The sequence below is a fragment of the Streptomyces sp. NBC_01013 genome, from assembly GCF_045162765.1.
GTDB lineage: Bacteria > Actinomycetota > Actinomycetes > Streptomycetales > Streptomycetaceae > Streptomyces.
Map to the genome: position 1 here is coordinate 4664104 of NZ_CP108687.1, position 16665 is coordinate 4680768.

Sequence of the window (16665 nt, forward strand, 5' to 3'; positions counted from 1 at the left end):
GGCCGTTGCGGGCTTTTGCCGTTTGACACGGGGGCGGGTTGTACCGTCACACTCCGCAGCGACAGCACTGTCGGCAGCGCCATCGCGCTGCCTGGATGCCCACCGAGCGTCGACCGGAGAGAAGAGCGAAGTTGTCCCCGACCAGCGAGACCGCACAGGGCGGCCGCCGACTCGTCATCGTCGAGTCGCCTGCCAAGGCGAAGACGATCAAGGGCTATCTCGGCCCCGGATACGTCGTCGAGGCGAGCGTCGGGCACATCCGCGACCTCCCGAACGGTGCCGCGGAGGTGCCGGACGAGTACACCGGCGAGGTGCGGCGTCTCGGCGTCGACGTAGAGAACGACTTCCAGCCGATCTACGTCGTCAACGCCGACAAGAAGGCCCAGGTCAGGAAGCTCAAGCAGCTGCTGGCCGAGTCCGACGAACTCTTCCTCGCCACCGATGAGGACCGCGAGGGCGAAGCCATCGCGTGGCACCTGCAGGAAGTGCTCAGGCCCAAGGTCCCGGTCCACCGGATGGTCTTCCACGAGATCACCAAGGACGCGATCCGGGCCGCCGTCGCCAACCCGCGCGAGCTCAACCAGCGCATGGTCGACGCCCAGGAGACCCGTCGTATCCTCGACCGCCTGTACGGCTACGAGGTCTCGCCGGTCCTGTGGAAGAAGGTCATGCCGCGACTCTCGGCCGGCCGTGTCCAGTCGGTCGCGACCCGCCTCGTCGTCGAGCGGGAGCGCGAGCGCATCGCCTTCCGCTCCGCCGAGTACTGGGACCTGACCGGCACCTTCGCCACCGGCCGCACCGGTGACGCCTCCGACCCCTCGACGCTCACCGCCCGCCTCAGCGCGGTCGACGGGCGCCGCATCGCCCAGGGCCGCGACTTCGGCCCCGACGGGCAGCTGAAGCAGGGGTCCGCGCAGACGCTGCACCTGGACGAGACGAACGCCCGCGCCCTGGCCGCCGCCCTCGCCGACTCCACGTTCGCCGTGCGGTCCGTCGAGTCGAAGCCGTACCGCCGCTCTCCGTACGCCCCGTTCCGTACGACGACCCTCCAGCAGGAGGCGAGCCGGAAGCTGGGCTTCGGGGCGAAGGCCACCATGCAGGTGGCGCAGAAGCTGTACGAGAACGGCTTCATCACCTACATGCGTACCGACTCCACGACCCTCTCGGACACCGCGATCTCCGCGGCCCGGGCGCAGGTCACGCAGTTGTACGGGGCGAATTACCTGCCGGACAAGCCGCGCACGTACGCCGGCAAGGTCAAGAACGCGCAGGAGGCGCACGAGGCGATCCGCCCCTCCGGCGACCGCTTCCGCACTCCGGCCGAGACGGGTCTCACCGGCGACCAGTTCCGGCTCTACGAGCTGATCTGGAAGCGGACCGTCGCTTCCCAGATGAAGGACGCAGTCGGCAACTCCGTCACCGTCAAGATCGGCGGCCGGGCGAGCGACGGCCGGGACGCCGAGTTCTCCGCGTCCGGTAAGACGATCACCTTCCACGGCTTCATGAAGGCGTACGTCGAAGGCGCCGACGACCCGAACGCAGAGCTCGACGACCGCGAGCGGCGCCTGCCGCAGGTCGCCGAGGGCGACGCGCTGACCGCCGACGAGGTCACCGTCGACGGGCACGCGACCAAGCCGCCGGCCCGCTACACCGAGGCCTCGCTGGTCAAGGAGCTGGAAGAGCGCGAGATCGGCCGCCCGTCGACGTACGCCTCGATCATCGGCACCATCCTCGACCGCGGCTACGTGTTCAAGAAGGGCACCGCGCTCGTCCCGTCGTTCCTCTCGTTCGCCGTGGTCAACCTGCTGGAGAAGCACTTCGGCCGGCTCGTGGACTACGACTTCACGGCCCGCATGGAGGACGACCTCGACCGCATCGCCCGCGGCGAGGCCCAGTCCGTGCCGTGGCTGAAGCGCTTCTACTTCGGTGCGCGCGAGGGTGACGACGCGGCCGGCGCCGGAAAGGCATCGGACGCGGGCAACGGCGACGGCGACCACCTCGGCGGGCTCAAGGAGCTCGTCACCGACCTCGGCGCCATCGACGCCCGGGAGATCTCCTCCTTCCCCGTCGGCAACGACATCAAGCTGCGGGTCGGCCGGTACGGCCCGTACATCGAGCGCGGCGAGAAGGACTCCGAGGGCCACCAGCGCGCGGACGTCCCCGAGGACCTGGCGCCCGACGAGCTGTCCGTCGAGTACGCGGAGGAGCTGCTGGCCAAGCCGAGCGGCGACTTCGAGCTCGGTGCGGACCCGGTGAGCGGGAACCAGATCATCGCCAAGGACGGGCGCTACGGTCCGTACGTCACGGAGGTGCTGCCCGAGGGCACCCCGAAGACCGGCAAGAACGCCGTGAAGCCGCGGACCGCCTCGCTCTTCAAGTCGATGTCGCTGGACACGGTGACGCTGGCCGACGCGCTGAAGCTCATGTCGCTGCCGCGCGTGGTCGGCGAGGACGCCGAAGGCGTCGAGATCACCGCGCAGAACGGCCGCTACGGCCCGTACCTGAAGAAGGGCACGGACTCGCGGTCACTGACGTCCGAGGACCAGCTCTTCGACATCACGCTCGACGAGGCACTGGCGATCTACGCCCAGCCCAAGCAGCGCGGGCGGGCCGCCGCCAAGCCGCCGCTGAAGGAACTGGGCACCGACCCGGTGAGCGGTGCTCCGGTCGTCGTCAAGGACGGGCGCTTCGGTGCGTACGTCACCGACGGCGAGACGAACGCGACGCTGCGGACCGACGACAGCGTCGAGGACATCACGCCGGAGCGTGGCTACGAGCTGCTCGCCGAGAAGCGCGCCAAGGGGCCCGCCAAGAAGAAGACGGCGAAGAAGGCTCCGGCAAAGAAGGCGCCGGCGAAGAAGGCGACCGCGGCGAAGAAGGCGACGGCTGCGAAGAAGACGACGACCGCGGCCAAGAAGACGACCGCTGCGGCGAAGAAGGCTCCCGCCAAGAAGGCGAGCGCGAAGAAGGCCGCTTCCGCGACTTCAGCGGAGGAATGACCTTTTCGGGGCTTGAGTTCCTGAACGCCGGAGGGGCTGGACCGATGTCCAGCCCCTCCGGCGTTGCCGCGTTCGCGGCCAGGGCGGGGAGTGCCCGCGGCCGCGGGCTCGTCTCCTGCCTGCCCCTCCCGTCATCGGAGGTTCCGCCCCCGGGCCCTGTCCTCGGGCGCTGGAAGGGTCGGCGGGCCCGAGGGGGCCGGCCGCGCGGGGGCGTCTGCCGAGCGGGTGAGTGGGGTGGGAGGACGAGTGGGCCGGGAGGGCTGGAGAGCGGGCCCGGCAGGGTCGGGGAGGCACTGCCGGAGCCCGTCGCGGAGGGGCGACTGCGAGGGTCTGTGGTCGTATGTTCGGACGCGGCCCCCGGGCACCGGTCCGCTGCCGATAGGCTGGGCGGATGACGCGAGCCGAGCAGCCAACGGTCGTGAGCCCCACCTCCGACACACTTGCCGCAGACTCACGCGAGCGCGCCGTACGAGCCTTGTTGCGTGTTCCCCCGCTGAAGCGGTTGTGGAGCGCCCAGCTCGTCGGCAGTACCGGCGATGCACTCGCCCTTCTCGTGCTGGTGTTGCTGTCGCTGCAAGCGGCGGTCCTTGAGGGCTCATTCGGATCCGGATACCGCGGGGCGGCCTTTGCCGTAGCCGCAGTCTTCGGTGCCCGGATTATTTCCACCTTGCTCTTCGGAGCCGTACTCCTGGGGCCGCTGACGACCCTGACGGCGCCCGGAGGGCCGCTCGACCGGCGGTGGCTGATGATCGGCGCCGACGGGCTGCGGCTCGCGCTGCTGGTCGTCGCGCCCCTGTGGATCGACTGGACGCCCGACAAGGCGCTCATGATGGTCCTCATCACCGTCTTCGTGACGGGCGCCGCCGAGCGCCTGTGGACGGTCGCCAAGGAAAGCGCGGCCCCGGCGCTGCTGCCCGCCCCGCCGATCGAGGGCGCCGCCGTGCGCCCGCTCCCGGATCACCTCGACGCCCTGCGCCGGCTCTCCCTGCGCACGGACTTCGCCGCCGTGCCCGCCGCCGCGGCCGTTCTGCTGGTCGCCACGCTCATCGGCAATCTGCTGGGCTCGGGACTGGACTGGTTCTCCTTCCACCAGGCGGCCCTCGGCTCGTACATCGCAGCCGGTCTGTTCTCCGCCTCGATCTCCACCCTGTACTTCCTTGAGCTGCCCGGCTCCGCGACGCCCCGTCCGCGCTCGCCCCTGGAGGGGTTGCGACGGCCGTCCGCCGGCAGCACCCCGGACAAGGGCCGCACCGGCGCCGTCCCGCTGATCGTCGCGACCTGCGCGGCGGTCGCCGGAGCAATCGCGGCCACGGCCGCTGTCGCCGTACTGCACGCCGCCGACCTCGGCGGCGGTCCCGCAGCGTTCGCCCTGCTTGTCCTCGCCCTGACCGGCGGCACGGGCGTCGGCATCCGCACCGCGGGGAAGGTGCTGCCGACCCTGTCCCGGCGCCGTCTGCTCTCCTTCGCCACCGCCGTCACCGGTGTCGCCCTTCTGGCGATGGGCCTGGTGCCGGACACGGCCACCGTCGTGCTGATCGCCCTGCTCGCCGGATACGCGGCGGGCGTCGCAGCGAACACCGGCCATGTGCTCGTCGACCAGGAGACCGAGGAATTCCGCCGGGCGCGGACCACCGAGCACCTCCAGGCCGTCGTCCGGGTCCTGATCGCGCTCGGCGCGGTCGGTGGACCGCTGGTGGCCGCCGCCATCGGCACGCACCGGCTGACAGCCGGAGACTTCGTCTTCGCGCACGGCGGCGCCGCCTTCACGCTGATGCTGATCGGCGCCCTGCTGCTGCCGGTCGCCGCGATCGTCCTCGCGAAGACGGACGACCGCTCCGGAGTGCCGCTGCGCCGCGATCTGCGGGAGGCGCTGCGTGGCGGCGACCCGGCGGTCGCACCCGCCGCGACCGGCTTCTTCCTCGCCCTGGAGGGCGGCGACGGAGCGGGCAAGTCCACCCAGGTCGAGGCGCTCGCCGAGTGGATCCGCGCCAAGGGCCACGAGGTGGTCGTCACCCGTGAGCCGGGTGCGACGCCGGTCGGCAAGCGGCTGCGCTCCATCCTGCTCGACGTGTCGTCGGCCGGGCTCTCCAACCGGACCGAGGCGCTGCTGTACGCCGCCGACCGCGCCGAGCACGTCGACTCCGTCGTGCGTCCGGCGCTGGAGCGGGGCGCGATCGTCATCTCCGACCGCTACATCGACTCGTCCGTCGCCTACCAGGGCGCCGGCCGCGATCTCGCGCCGACCGAGATCGCCCGGATCTCCCGCTGGGCGACGAGCGGACTCGTACCGCATCTCACGGTGCTGCTGGACGTCGATCCGCAGACCGCGAGGGAACGGTTCACCGAGGCGCCCGACCGGCTGGAGTCCGAGCCGCCCGAGTTCCACGCCCGGGTGCGCTCCGGATTCCTGACGCTGGCCGCCGCCGATCCGACGCGCTACCTGGTGGTGGACGCCGGCCAGGAGCCCGAGGCCATCACCACCGTCGTACGTCACCGGCTCGACCAGCTCCTTCCGCTCTCCGAGGCCGAGATCAAGGCCCGGGAAGAGGCACGCAAGGCGGCCGAGGAGGAGGCCAGGCGCCTCGCCGAGGAGGAAGCCGCGCGCAAGGCGGAGGAGGAGCGCCTGGAGCGCGAGCGGCAGGAGCAGCTCGCCAAGCTCCGTGCCGAGGAGGAGGAGCGCAAGCGCCGCGAGGAGGAGGAAGCGCGTCGGCGCGAGGCCGAACGCCAGGCCGAGGAGGCCCGGCAGCGCGCCGAGGAAGCCCGGCAGCGGGCCGAGGAGGAGCGCGCGCGGATCGAGGCCGAGGACGCGGCCCGTGAGGCCGAGCAGGCCCGGTTGCGCCGCCAGGCCGAGGAAGAGGCCCGGCTGCGCAAGGAGGCCGAGGCCCGGCGTCTGGAGAAGCAGCGCAAGGCTGAGGAGGCCCTGCTCCGGGCCGAGGCGGCACGCCGACAGGCCGAGGCAGCTGCCGCTGCGGAGAGCGCCCGCGCCCGGGAGGCCGCGGCCCAGGCCGAAGCCGAGGCGGAGGCCGCCGAGGCCGAGCGGGCTGCCCGTGCGGCTTCGCCGTCCGTGCCGGACAGCGAGCTGACGGTGCCGACGCCGATCGTCAACCCGAACGAGATCACGCAGCCGGTGCCTTCCCCGGTGGACCCGGAATCCGGATCGGGCCGGCCCCGCGGCGCCTCGCCGTCCGCGCCCTGGCCTTCCGACGAGGCCGAGACGGCGATGATCCCGAAGATCTCCGACGGGTCCGGCCGCTCCGGTGCGGCGGACGAGACGGCGGTCCTTCCGCCGGTACGGGACACGGGACGGGAGACCGGGCGGACCTCCGCACGGGACGCCGACCCCGCCGACCGTGTGCCGCGCGGCATCTTCCGGGACGAGCGTCCGGCGGACTCGGCACCGGAGGGCGAGAACGAGCGCACCCGCGAGCTGCCGCAGATCACCGACCCGCACGCGGACCGGGATCAGCAGGAGTCGTCCGGCAGGCAGCGGCGCCCGCGCCCGGACTGGGCGGAGGAGACCCCGCTGGACGATCTGCCCACGCTGGCGGACGAGCTGCTCGGCGACCACGACGACGAGGGCCCCGAGCCCAGGGGCCGGGGACGACGCCCGCGTCGCTGACCGGGTACGACGCCGATGGCCCTGCGCGAACAGGCGCGGGGCCATCGGCGTGCGGCCGCTCCTGGGCGGCCGGGGGCCTGCCACCGTCCGTCCGATCGGCCGGGCCGGGCCGGGCCTCCCACCGTCGTCCGATCGGCCGGGCCCGGGCCTGCCACCGTCTGTCTGCCGGGATTGTCAGACCCGTCCCGCACAATGGGAAGCCGGATCGACGAACGTCACGGCGCCGGCCATGACGGGAGCCATATGAGGCCGCGCCGCGGTTCCACGGAACGGCGGCACGGCCGCACACCACCGGAAGGGCGGTGACCCATGTCCGTATGGGACGACCTGGTCGGCCAGGACCGCGTGCAGGAGCAGCTGGGCGCCGCCGCCCGGGACGCCGACATCCTGGTCACCGCCAATTCCACGGGTGAGCCGGTGCCGCCCGGTTCGAGAATGACCCACGCCTGGCTGTTCACCGGCCCTCCGGGTTCCGGCCGGTCCACCGCCGCCCGGGCCTTCGCCGCAGCCCTGCAGTGCACCAGCCCGGACCGGGCCCTGGGTGGGGCGCCGGGCTGCGGTTTCTGCGACGGCTGTCACACGAGCCTCATCGGCACGCATGCCGATGTCGACGTGATCCGCACCGATCTGCTGTCCATCGGGGTGAAGGAGACCCGCGAGCTGGTCCGCCGCGCCCAGCTCTCGCCTGCCGTCGGGCGCTGGCAGGTCATCGTCATGGAGGACGCCGACCGCCTCACCGAAGGCGCGGGGAACGTGCTGCTGAAGGCGGTCGAGGAGCCTGCGCCGCGCACGGTGTGGCTGCTCTGCGCGCCCTCGCTGGAGGACGTGCTGCCCACGATCAGGTCGCGCTGCCGCCACCTCACCCTGCGCACGCCGTCGGTCGAAGCCGTCGCCGACGTCCTGATCCGGCGCGACGGTATCGATCCGGAGCGCGCCGCGGCCGCCGCCCGCGCGACCCAGGGACACATCGGCAGGGCCCGCCGCCTCGCCACCGATGAGCGGGCCCGTGCCCGCAGGACGGCCGTCCTGAAGCTTCCGCTACGGGTCGAGGACATCGGCGGCTGCCTCAAGGCCGCCCAGGAGCTGATCGACACCGCCACCGATGACGCGAAGCAGGCGTCCGAGGACGTCGACGTCAAGGAGACGGAAGACATGAAGGCCGCGCTCGGCGCCTCCGCCGGGGGGCGGATGCCGCGGGGCACCGCAGGGGTGATGAAGGAGCTTGAGGACCGGCAGAAGCGTCGTAAGACCCGCACCCAGCGCGACAGCCTCGATCTGGCGCTGACCGAGCTGACCGGGTTCTACCGCGATGTGCTCGCCCTGCAGATGGGTTCCCGGATCGCGATCGCCAACGCGGACGCCCAGGACTCCCTCGACCGCATCGCCCGCTCGTCCACACCCGAACGCACGCTGCGCCGGATCGAGGCGGTGAGCGCCTGTCGTCGGGCCCTGGACCGCAATGTGGCCCCGCTGCTGGCGGTGGAGGCGATGACGATGGCGCTGCGGGCGGGCTGAAGCCGCCGGCCGCGGCTGCACGGCGGGACTACGACACGGGCCGACCGATCGGAGAATCTCCCGAGACCGATCTTCGAATCACCCGAAAGAGTAGGGAATCGGACGAGCTGACGCCCGAGGGCTACGCTCCGGTCATGCACACCAGGCGCCCGCTCCGCACCCTCGCCCTAGCACTCGGCACTGCCGGCCTCCTGATCTCCGGCTGCACCGGCGGGAGTTCGACGACGGGCTCCTCGTCGCCCGCGCAGGCGGCCTCGGCCTCCGCCGTGCCGGCGGCGCTGAAGCCGTTCTACGCCCAGCACCTCAGCTGGCGGGACTGCGGTGTCACCGGATTCCAGTGCACGACGATGAAGGCGCCGCTCGACTACGCGAAGCCGGACGGCGGCGAGATCAAGCTGGCGGTCTCCCGGAAGAAGGCCACCGGCCCCGGCAAGAAGATCGGCTCCCTGCTGGTCAACCCGGGAGGCCCCGGCGGCTCGGCGATCGGCTACCTCCAGGGCTACGCCGCGATCGGCTACCCCGCCCAGGTGCGCGCCCGCTACGACATGGTCGCCATCGACCCGCGCGGGGTGGCGCGCAGCGAACCCGTCGAGTGCCTCACCGGTTCGCAGATGGACGCGTACACCCAGGTCGACCAGACCCCGGACGACGCCGTCGAGGTCACGAAGCTGAGCAACGCCTTCAAGAAGTTCGCCGCGGGCTGCGAGCAGCGCTCGGGTGAGATCCTGCCGCACGTCTCCACCGTGGAGACGGCCCGCGACATGGACATGCTGCGGGCACTGCTCGGGGACGACCAGCTGCACTACGTCGGAGCTTCGTACGGCACCTTCCTGGGCGCGACGTACGCCGAGCTCTTCCCGGCGCGGGTGGGCCGTCTCGTACTCGACGGTGCGATGGACCCCTCGCTCCCGTCGGCCGAGATGAACCGCGACCAGACCGCGGGGTTCGAGACCGCGTTCCAGTCCTTCGCGACGGACTGCGGGAAGAAGTCGGACTGCCCGCTCGGCACGACCTCTGCCGCTGATGCGGCGACGAACCTGAAGAAGCTGTTCAGTGACCTCGACGCGAAGCCGATCGCCACAGGCGAGTCCCGCAAGCTCGGCGAGTCCCTCGCCACCACGGGCGTCATCGCCGCGATGTACGACGAGACGGCCTGGCCCCAGCTCCGCGAGGCGCTCACCGGCGCGAAGGCGGGTGACGGGTCGGGTCTGCTCTCGCTGGCGGACAGCTACTACGAGCGGGAGCCGAACGGTACGTACGCGAACCTCATGTACGCCAACGCGGCGGTGAACTGCCTGGACCTCCCGCCCGCCTTCGCTACCTCCCAGGCGGTCACCGAGGCCCTGCCCACTTTCGAGAAGGCTTCGCCGGTCTTCGGGAAGGGCTTCGCCTGGGCCTCCCTGAACTGCGCCTACTGGCCGGTGCCCGCCACCGGCACCCCGCGCCCCATCAAGGCCGAGGGCGCCGCGCCGATCGTGGTCGTCGGCACCACCCGGGACCCGGCGACCCCGTACAAGTGGGCCGAGTCCCTGGCCGGTCAGCTCTCGTCCGGCACCCTCCTCACCTACCAGGGCGACGGCCACACGGCGTACGGCCGCGGCAGCGACTGCATCGACACGGCGATCAACACGTACCTCCTGGAGGGCAGCGCGCCGGACGACGGCAAGAAGTGCTCCTGACCTGCGGCTGAGGCGGAAAACCGGGCCGGTACGGAGCACCCCTCGAAACTGTGTAGACTTGGCGACGCCGCTGATCGCATCATGGTGCGACAGGGCGCGCCGCCTTAGCTCAGTTGGCCAGAGCAACGCACTCGTAATGCGTAGGTCTCGGGTTCGAATCCCGAAGGCGGCTCGGATCAGCCCCAGGACTCACTCGCCGTGACCTGGGGCTTTTTCATGCCCGGGGCATGCCGAGCCGTACGGCGGGAGGCCGTCGTCGGGCACGCCGCCACGTACCGCCGGTGACGTCGGACCGGCGGCGACTCAGCCGGGCTGATGCTGATCCGAGCTTCGCTCAGCTCAGCTCAGCTCGTGAACTCGCGCTCGATTCCGCGCCTCCGTGCCGGTTGCTGCGGCGCCGCCGTCCGGTACTCAGGCGCTGGGCGTGCCGGGCTGATGACGCGGGCTCCGCGTCGCCCCACCCGCACTCAATGCCGCTGGCCGAGCACACAGAACTCGTTTCCCTCGGGGTCCGCCAGGACGACCCACGGCTGCTCGCCCTGACCGATGTCGACGCGCCGGGCGCCGTGCGCCACCAGGCGGGCCACCTCGGCCGCTTGGTCGTCGGGGCGGAAGTCGAGGTGCAGCCGGCTCTTGGTCTTCCGGACTTCGTCGGTCCGGACGAAGTCGACCCCCGGCATGCGGTCCGGTGCGGGGCGGATCTCGAACTCGTCCTCGGAGGAGTGGACCACGACCCAGCCGAGAGCCGTGGCCCACCACTGCCCCAGTGTCGCCGGATCCACCGAGTGGACGACTACCTGCTCCCATTCCAAAGCCATTCGCTGAGCATAGAACGGCGGGGCGTCAGGCCGCTTACGATCCGAGTGACCAAGCCGCCGTGACGTGGGCCTGCGGCGGTGACGTGGATCTTCGGTTCGGCGGGACCGCGGACCCACGTCCGCCGGGCGCGGGCGCTAGGCCGAGCCGCCGTTGCTCTTCAGCAGCTGGCCGTTGACCCACTGGCCCTGGGGTGAGCAGAGGAAGTCCACAAGGTGCGCGGTGTCCTGCGGGGTCCCCAGGCGGCCCAGGGGGGTGTTGCGGACGAGGAGTTGAGAGAGGTCGTCGTTCATCCACCCGGTGTCCACAGGACCGGGGTTGATGACGTTGGCCGTGACCCCCAGGTGCGCGAGCTCGTGTGAGGCGGCCAGGGTGATGCGGTCCAGGGCGCCCTTGCTGGCGCCGTACGGAAGGTTGCCGACCGTGTGGTCGCTGGTGAGGGAGACGATCCGGCCGGACCCCGGGGCGACACGGAAGCGGAGCCCGTACTCCCGGATCAGCAGCCAGGTGGCGCGGGCGTTCACGGCGAAGTGCCGGTCGAAGCTCTCGACGGTGGTGTCGAGGAGGCCGGAGTCGACCGACTCGGCATGGCTCAGCACGAGCGCGGTGACCGGCCCGATCCGGCGTTCGGCCTCGTCGAAGATGCGGGACGGGGCATCGGGATCGACCAGGTCCGCCTCGATCGCGGCAGAGCGTGCGCCGTGCGCGTTGAGCGATTCCGTGATGGCCGCGGGCGCGCCCCGCTCCTCGCCCCAGGTCATGCGCCGGTCGTAGGGCGTCCAGTAGGTGAAGGCGATGTCCCACCCCGAGGCGGCCAGCCGGCGGGCGATGCCCGCACCGATGCCGATCGTGCGGCCGACGCCGGTGATCAGCGCGACGGGGCGTGGCGACGCAGAGGGCTGAGGGCTCTGTTCGGTTGTGGTCACAGCGTGAAATCCTGCGGGACGGGTGGGCGTCCGGGCAATGTCTTTTGGTGCTGAGGTGCTGAGGTGCTGAGGTGCTGAGGTGCTGAGGTGCTGAGGTGCTGAGGTGCTGAGGTGTTGCGGTGCGCGGTGCTGCGGCCGCGTGGTGACGAGACGTGAGGTGCCCAAAGGCGAGGGTCCAGGCATGTGGTGACGGTGCGTCAGAGGCTAGCGGAGCTCGGCGCCTTCCTCGCCCGGTTCGTCCCGCCCGCGGCCTGATCCGGCTGCGGGGTGCCCGGGCGACTCAGCCCCGTAGGTACGCCAGCACCGCCAGCACCCGGCGGTTCGTGGTGTCGTCCAGTGACAGGTCGAGCTTGCCGAGGATGCTCCCGAAGTGCTTGCTGACCGTGCCCTCGCTGACCGTCATCGCCGCGGCGATCGACGCGTTGGACTTGCCCTCCGCCATAAGGGCCAGCACCTCCTGCTCGCGCGTGGTGAGCCGTGCGAGCGGGTCCCGTCGGTTGCGGATCAGCTGGCGGACCACCTCGGGGTCCACGACCGTGTTCCCGGCCGCGACGCGGTGCAGGGCGTCGATGAACTCCTCGACGTTGCCGATGCGTTCCTTGAGCAGATAGCCGATGCCCGCACCGTCGGCGGAGTCGAGCAGGTCCTCGGCGTAGGTGCGCTGGACGTACTGACTGAGTACGAGGATGGGGAGTTCCGGGTGCCGGGTGCGCAGCTCGATCGCGGCGCGCAGGCCCTCGTCGGAGAAGCCGGGCGGCATGCGCACATCGGTCACCACGATGTCGGGGTCGTGCTCGGCCACGGCGACGATCAGTTCGTCCGCCGTTCCGGCGCCCGCCACCACCTGATGACCGAACCGCTCCAGCAGGCCGATCAGTCCCTCCCGCAGGAGCACACTGTCCTCAGCCAGTACGATGCGCACGCTCAAGTCCTTGTATCCGCAGGTGACATGGGGACCTGTAGCCGAAACACCGCGGGCCCTCCGGGCGGACTGGACATTAGCAGGTGGCCGTCCGGCACCGAGATACGGTCGGCCACGCCCTGGAGCCCCATGGGGGAGTGGGCCATCCGGCGGGGCCGACCCGGCAGGTGGAGCTACCCCTACCCCGGGCACTCCCCCTCGCTGTGATGTGCCGCAGGCGCGGCGCCGGTTGAGTGGGGGCATGAATCCCGCAGCTGTCCGACTCCGCTCGGTCACCCGCTCCTACGGCAGGAACTCCGGCACGGTGACCGCGCTGGACGCGGTCAGTCTGGACGTCCCCCGAGGCACGTTCACCGCCGTCATGGGCCCGTCCGGCTCCGGCAAGTCGACCTTGCTCCAGTGCACCGCCGGTCTCGACCGGCCCACCGGCGGGCAGGTGTTCCTCGGCGAGACCGAACTGACCGGACTCAGCGAGCGGAAGCTGACACTGCTGCGCCGCACCCGCATCGGTTTCGTCTTCCAGGCGTTCAACCTGCTTCCCTCGCTCAGCGCCGAGCAGAACGTCGCGCTCCCGCTCCGGCTGGCAGGCCGCCGGCCGAAGCGGGCCGAAGTCCTCGACGTATTGGAGCGTGTCGGGCTGCGCGATCGGGCCGGGCACCGGCCCAGTGAGCTGTCCGGCGGCCAGCAGCAGCGTGTGGCCCTGGCGCGCGCCCTGGTCACCCGGCCCGATGTGCTGTTCGGTGACGAACCCACCGGGGCCCTGGACTCCACGACCGGCCGGCAGGTGCTGACGCTGCTGCGCACCATGGTCGACGGCGGCCAGACCGTGATCATGGTGACGCACGACCCGGTCGCCGCCTCCTACGCGGACCGGGTGCTGTTCCTGGCCGACGGCCGGGTACGGGACGAGCTGTCCTCCCCGTCCGCCGAGCAGGTCGCGGCGCACATGACACGGATGGCGGCGGTCCCGTGCTGAGCCTCGCGCTGCGCGGCATGCGGACCCGCTGGGTCACCTTCGTCGGGTCCTTCCTCGCGCTGGCCCTCGGCGTCGGGATCGTCGCCACCACGGGGATGGCCCTCGCGGCCACGTTCGACGCCCCCCGTCACGGCCCCGAGCGGTTCGCCGCCGCGTCCGTCGTGGTCCGGGGTGAGGACCGGCTTCGGGTACGGACCCCGATCGGTGTCCGTACCCGGGAGCTGACCTCGCCCCGGTCCGTCCCGGCGGAGCTCTCCGCGGCGCTGGCGGGGCTGGGCCCCACGGTCGAGGACCGCACGTTCTCCGTCTCGGTCGGCGACGCCCGTCCCGACGGGGACGGGGAGGGAACGGTCGGACATCCGTGGCCGGTTGCGGCTGCCACCCCCTACCGGCTGGCCGCCGGACGGGCGCCGGTGACCGCCGGCGAGATCGTCGTCACCGCGAGGGACGGCTCCGATGTGCGAACGGGGGACCGGATCACGGTCGCCACCGGTGCGGGGACCACCCGCCGGACCGTCGTCGGCACGGTGCGCCCCGCGGGGTTCGAGACCGCCGTGTTCTTCACCGCGGCCGAGGCGGCCAGGATCTCCCCGGAGATCGACGCCGTGGTGGTGGACGCGGATCCGGCGGCGGTGCGCGCGCTCGTGGGGCGGGAGGACCGGATGACGGTGCTCACGGGCGATGACCGCCGCCGGGCCGATCCGGACCCGGACCGGGACGCCGAGGCGCTGGTCTCCGTCAACGCCCTGCTGGGCACGGCCGCGGGTATCACCGCGTTCGTCTCCGTCTTCGTGGTCGCGTCGACCTTCTCGTTCGCGGTCGCCCAGCGCCGCCGGGAGTTCGGCCTGCTGCGCACGGCGGGCGCGACCCCCGGCCAGGTGCGGCGGATGGTGTACGCCGAAGCAGTCGTCATCGGCGTACTGGCGTCGGCGGCGGGGTGCCGGCTGGGCGTCCTCGGTGCGCCCCGGCTCGCCTCCTGGATGGTCGGGGAGGGGATCGCGCCCCGCTGGTTCGCGATCGGGGACCAGAACTGGCCGCTGTACACCGCCTTCTGGACCGGACTCGCCGTGGCGTTGGCCGGTGCGGTCGCGGCCTCGCGTCGGGCCGGAAGGGTAGGCCCGGCCGAGGCGCTGCGCGAATCCGCCGTCGACAGCGGCTCGATGCCGCTCAGCCGGGTGCTGCCGGGCGCCGCCGTCCTGCTGACCGGGGCCGTGCTGCTGGTCCTCGCCCTCGTCCAGGACCCCGGAAGCCTTCTCAAGCGCAAGACGTACGTCACCCAGCCGATGCTGTTCATCGTCGGGTTCGCCCTGTTCGCACCCGTTCTCGTGCGGCCCGTCATCCGCCTTCTCACCTGGCTGCCCGCGCAACTGCCGGGCGCCACGGGCGTACTGGCCAGGGAAAACGCCTCCACCGGGCTGCGCAGGACGTCCGCGGTCGCCGCACCCGTGATCGTCACCGTGGCGCTGGCCGCCTCGCTGATGGGTACGACGGCGACGCTCGACGAGGCCAGGGCCACCGAGGCGCGCACCCAGGTGACCGCGGACTTCGTGGTCATGGCGGACGACGAGGGCGGCGCGCTCCCACCGCAGTTCGTCGAGCGGGCCAGGCGCATCCCGGGGGCTGTCGTCAGCGTCTCGCGGTCCACTTCCGTGACCGTGCTGGAGGAGGGCACGGCACTCGTCACCTCGGAGGCCCGGGCCGTGGACCCGGCCGATGCGGCGGCGGTGTCGGCGCTGCCCGTGGTGGCGGGCAGTCTGGCAGGCCTCGACGACGATTCGATCGTCGTCAACGAGGAGTGGATGACGACGACGGTCGGCGAGCGCGTCGGCGTCTGGCTGGCCGACGGCCGCAAGGTCACCCTGCGGGTGGCGGCCGTGCTGAGCACCGGCACCGGGAACAACGGGGTGTACGTGACCCCGCGCAATGCCGGCGGCGCCGCAGCCGACCGGGTCGACGTCAAGGTCATTGAGGACACCCGGCGTTCGGCCGTCGGGGCGCAGCTGGCGACGGCCGGCCGGGTGACGGGCGCGGAGGTGGCCACGCGGGCTGGATGGCTGGCGGCCGACCACCGGCAGTCCGGTGGGAACACCCGTCTCGGGCTGCTGATGATCCTGCTCATCGCCCTGGTGTACACGGGCATCGCGCTGGCCAACACGCAGGTGATGGCCACCGCGGACCGGGTGCGCGACCTGGCGGTGCTCCGGCTCGCCGGGGCGACGAAGGCGCAGGTGCTGCGGCTGGTGGGGGTGGAGGCCCTGGTCGTGGTGGCGGTGGGTGCGGTGCTCGGCGGGGCGGTGGCCGCGCTGAACCTGCTGGGCGTACGGACCGCACTGGGACGGCTCGATGTCCACTCGGCCGTTGTCGCCCCCTGGGGGACCATCGGTTCGGTCGTCGCGGTGAGCGCGCTCCTGTCCGTGGTCTTCGCGGTGCTGCCCGCCTCGCTCGCGCTGCGCACCCGGCCGGTCGAACTCGCGGGGACACGGGAGTAGTCCGGGGATCCGGTCGGCCGGACCTCAGCGGGAGAGTGCGGTGACCAGGGTCACCGCCTCGCCGATGAGGGCCCGCTCGGCCGCGCTCATCGTCGGGTTGGCGGCGCGGCGGGCGGCCACGTCGGCGAGGCGGCCGGCCGGTATCCCGCCCTCCGCCATGAGGTGCGGCATCAGGGCGGTCAGCAACTCGCGAGCGCCGTCCGCCGCCGGGCCGTCCGGGGCGACGGCCACCTGGGCCAGGATCAGCGCCGACATGGCCCGGTCCAGGGCCGGCGGCCCCTCCTCGGTGTTGCTCCAGTCGATCACCACGGGGCCGTCGGCGGTCAGCATCACGTTGTCCGGATGCAGGTCGAGGTGGAGGATCCGGTCCTCGGGGTCCGGCGAGACGCGGGCCGGGATGGTGTGCAGGTCAGCGAGCAACCGGGCGAGTACGGCGGAGCCCTCGGCCCCGCTGATGCCGCCGTTGAGCAGCGACTCCAGCATCGTGGGACCGGTCAGCCGCTGCAGGACCAGATCGCCGGGGCCGGCCGACGGGGGCTGCGGGCCCAGCCGGGGGACCGGGTAGCCCGAGGCCGAGAGATAGGACATGACGGGCAGTTCGCGGGTGGCGTCCAGTCCGTCGCGGTAGCGCCGCAGGACCCACAGCTCGTCCAGTTCGTATACGTCGGCGGAGCGCCCGCTGCCCAGCATCTGGCCTATTCGCATGGGAGGAACCTACTCGCGC

Annotated in this window: 10 protein-coding genes and 1 tRNA gene; 7 read left to right on the forward strand and 4 right to left on the reverse strand. The window is 72.1% G+C overall.

Annotated features, from left to right (window positions below; translation table 11 throughout):
* Positions 1-131: 131 nt before the first annotated feature.
* The 5 genes from topA to OG538_RS20255 all read left to right on the forward strand — a co-directional run bounded on the left by topA (position 132) and on the right by OG538_RS20255 (position 9984).
* Positions 132-2999: a type I DNA topoisomerase gene (gene topA, locus OG538_RS20235; protein WP_406095542.1), complete on the forward strand. Its 2868-nt coding sequence runs from the start codon at positions 132-134 to the stop codon at positions 2997-2999.
* A gap of 391 nt (positions 3000-3390) precedes the next feature.
* A complete protein-coding gene (tmk, locus tag OG538_RS20240; protein WP_406095544.1) occupies positions 3391-6618 on the forward strand; it encodes a dTMP kinase in 3228 nt (1075 codons plus the stop codon).
* Positions 6619-6927: 309 nt separating this feature from the next.
* A complete protein-coding gene (locus OG538_RS20245) occupies positions 6928-8133 on the forward strand; it encodes a DNA polymerase III subunit delta' (protein WP_406095546.1) in 1206 nt (401 codons plus the stop codon).
* A 134-nt stretch (positions 8134-8267) separates the two neighbouring features.
* Entirely contained in the window at positions 8268-9812 is a 1545-nt protein-coding gene (locus OG538_RS20250; protein WP_406095548.1) for an alpha/beta hydrolase, read from the forward strand.
* Between the two features lie 98 nt (positions 9813-9910).
* Positions 9911-9984, forward strand: a tRNA-Thr gene (locus tag OG538_RS20255).
* Between the two features lie 295 nt (positions 9985-10279).
* Here the strand turns inward: OG538_RS20255 and OG538_RS20260 are convergent.
* The 3 genes from OG538_RS20260 to OG538_RS20270 form a co-directional block, all read right to left on the reverse strand.
* Positions 10280-10630, reverse strand: coding sequence for a VOC family protein (locus OG538_RS20260; protein WP_406095550.1), 351 nt, complete (start codon positions 10628-10630; stop codon positions 10280-10282).
* Between the two features lie 135 nt (positions 10631-10765).
* The gene (locus OG538_RS20265; RefSeq protein WP_406095552.1) at positions 10766-11554 is read right to left on the reverse strand and encodes an SDR family oxidoreductase; all 789 of its coding nucleotides are present in this window, start codon (positions 11552-11554) and stop codon (positions 10766-10768) included.
* Between the two features lie 280 nt (positions 11555-11834).
* Positions 11835-12476 (reverse strand): response regulator, encoded by a 642-nt coding sequence (locus tag OG538_RS20270; RefSeq protein WP_406095554.1) that lies wholly within the window; start codon positions 12474-12476, stop codon positions 11835-11837.
* Between the two features lie 241 nt (positions 12477-12717).
* Between OG538_RS20270 and OG538_RS20275 the strand changes: the two genes are divergently transcribed.
* Positions 12718-13452 (forward strand): ABC transporter ATP-binding protein, encoded by a 735-nt coding sequence (locus tag OG538_RS20275; RefSeq protein WP_406095556.1) that lies wholly within the window; start codon positions 12718-12720, stop codon positions 13450-13452.
* Positions 13446-15941 carry an FtsX-like permease family protein gene (locus OG538_RS20280; protein ID WP_406095558.1) on the forward strand — a complete coding sequence of 832 codons (2496 nt, stop codon included), beginning with the start codon at positions 13446-13448 and terminating at the stop codon, positions 15939-15941. The genes OG538_RS20275 and OG538_RS20280 overlap by 7 nt, the downstream gene beginning before the upstream one ends.
* Before the next feature lie 24 nt (positions 15942-15965).
* Here the strand turns inward: OG538_RS20280 and OG538_RS20285 are convergent, their stop codons facing one another.
* Positions 15966-16646, reverse strand: a complete 681-nt coding sequence (locus OG538_RS20285; RefSeq protein ID WP_406095559.1) for a phosphotransferase — start codon at positions 16644-16646, stop codon at positions 15966-15968.
* Positions 16647-16665: the final 19 nt, after the last annotated feature.

Coding starts and splice junctions, on each gene's coding strand:
- tmk (WP_406095544.1), top strand. CDS start 3,391: ATGACGCGAGCCGAGCAGCCAACGGTCGTGAGCCCCACCTCCGACACA.
- OG538_RS20245 (WP_406095546.1), top strand. CDS start 6,928: ATGTCCGTATGGGACGACCTGGTCGGCCAGGACCGCGTGCAGGAGCAG.
- OG538_RS20250 (WP_406095548.1), top strand. CDS start 8,268: ATGCACACCAGGCGCCCGCTCCGCACCCTCGCCCTAGCACTCGGCACT.
- OG538_RS20260 (WP_406095550.1), bottom strand. CDS start 10,630: ATGGCTTTGGAATGGGAGCAGGTAGTCGTCCACTCGGTGGATCCGGCG.
- OG538_RS20275 (WP_406095556.1), top strand. CDS start 12,718: ATGAATCCCGCAGCTGTCCGACTCCGCTCGGTCACCCGCTCCTACGGC.
- OG538_RS20285 (WP_406095559.1), bottom strand. CDS start 16,646: ATGCGAATAGGCCAGATGCTGGGCAGCGGGCGCTCCGCCGACGTATAC.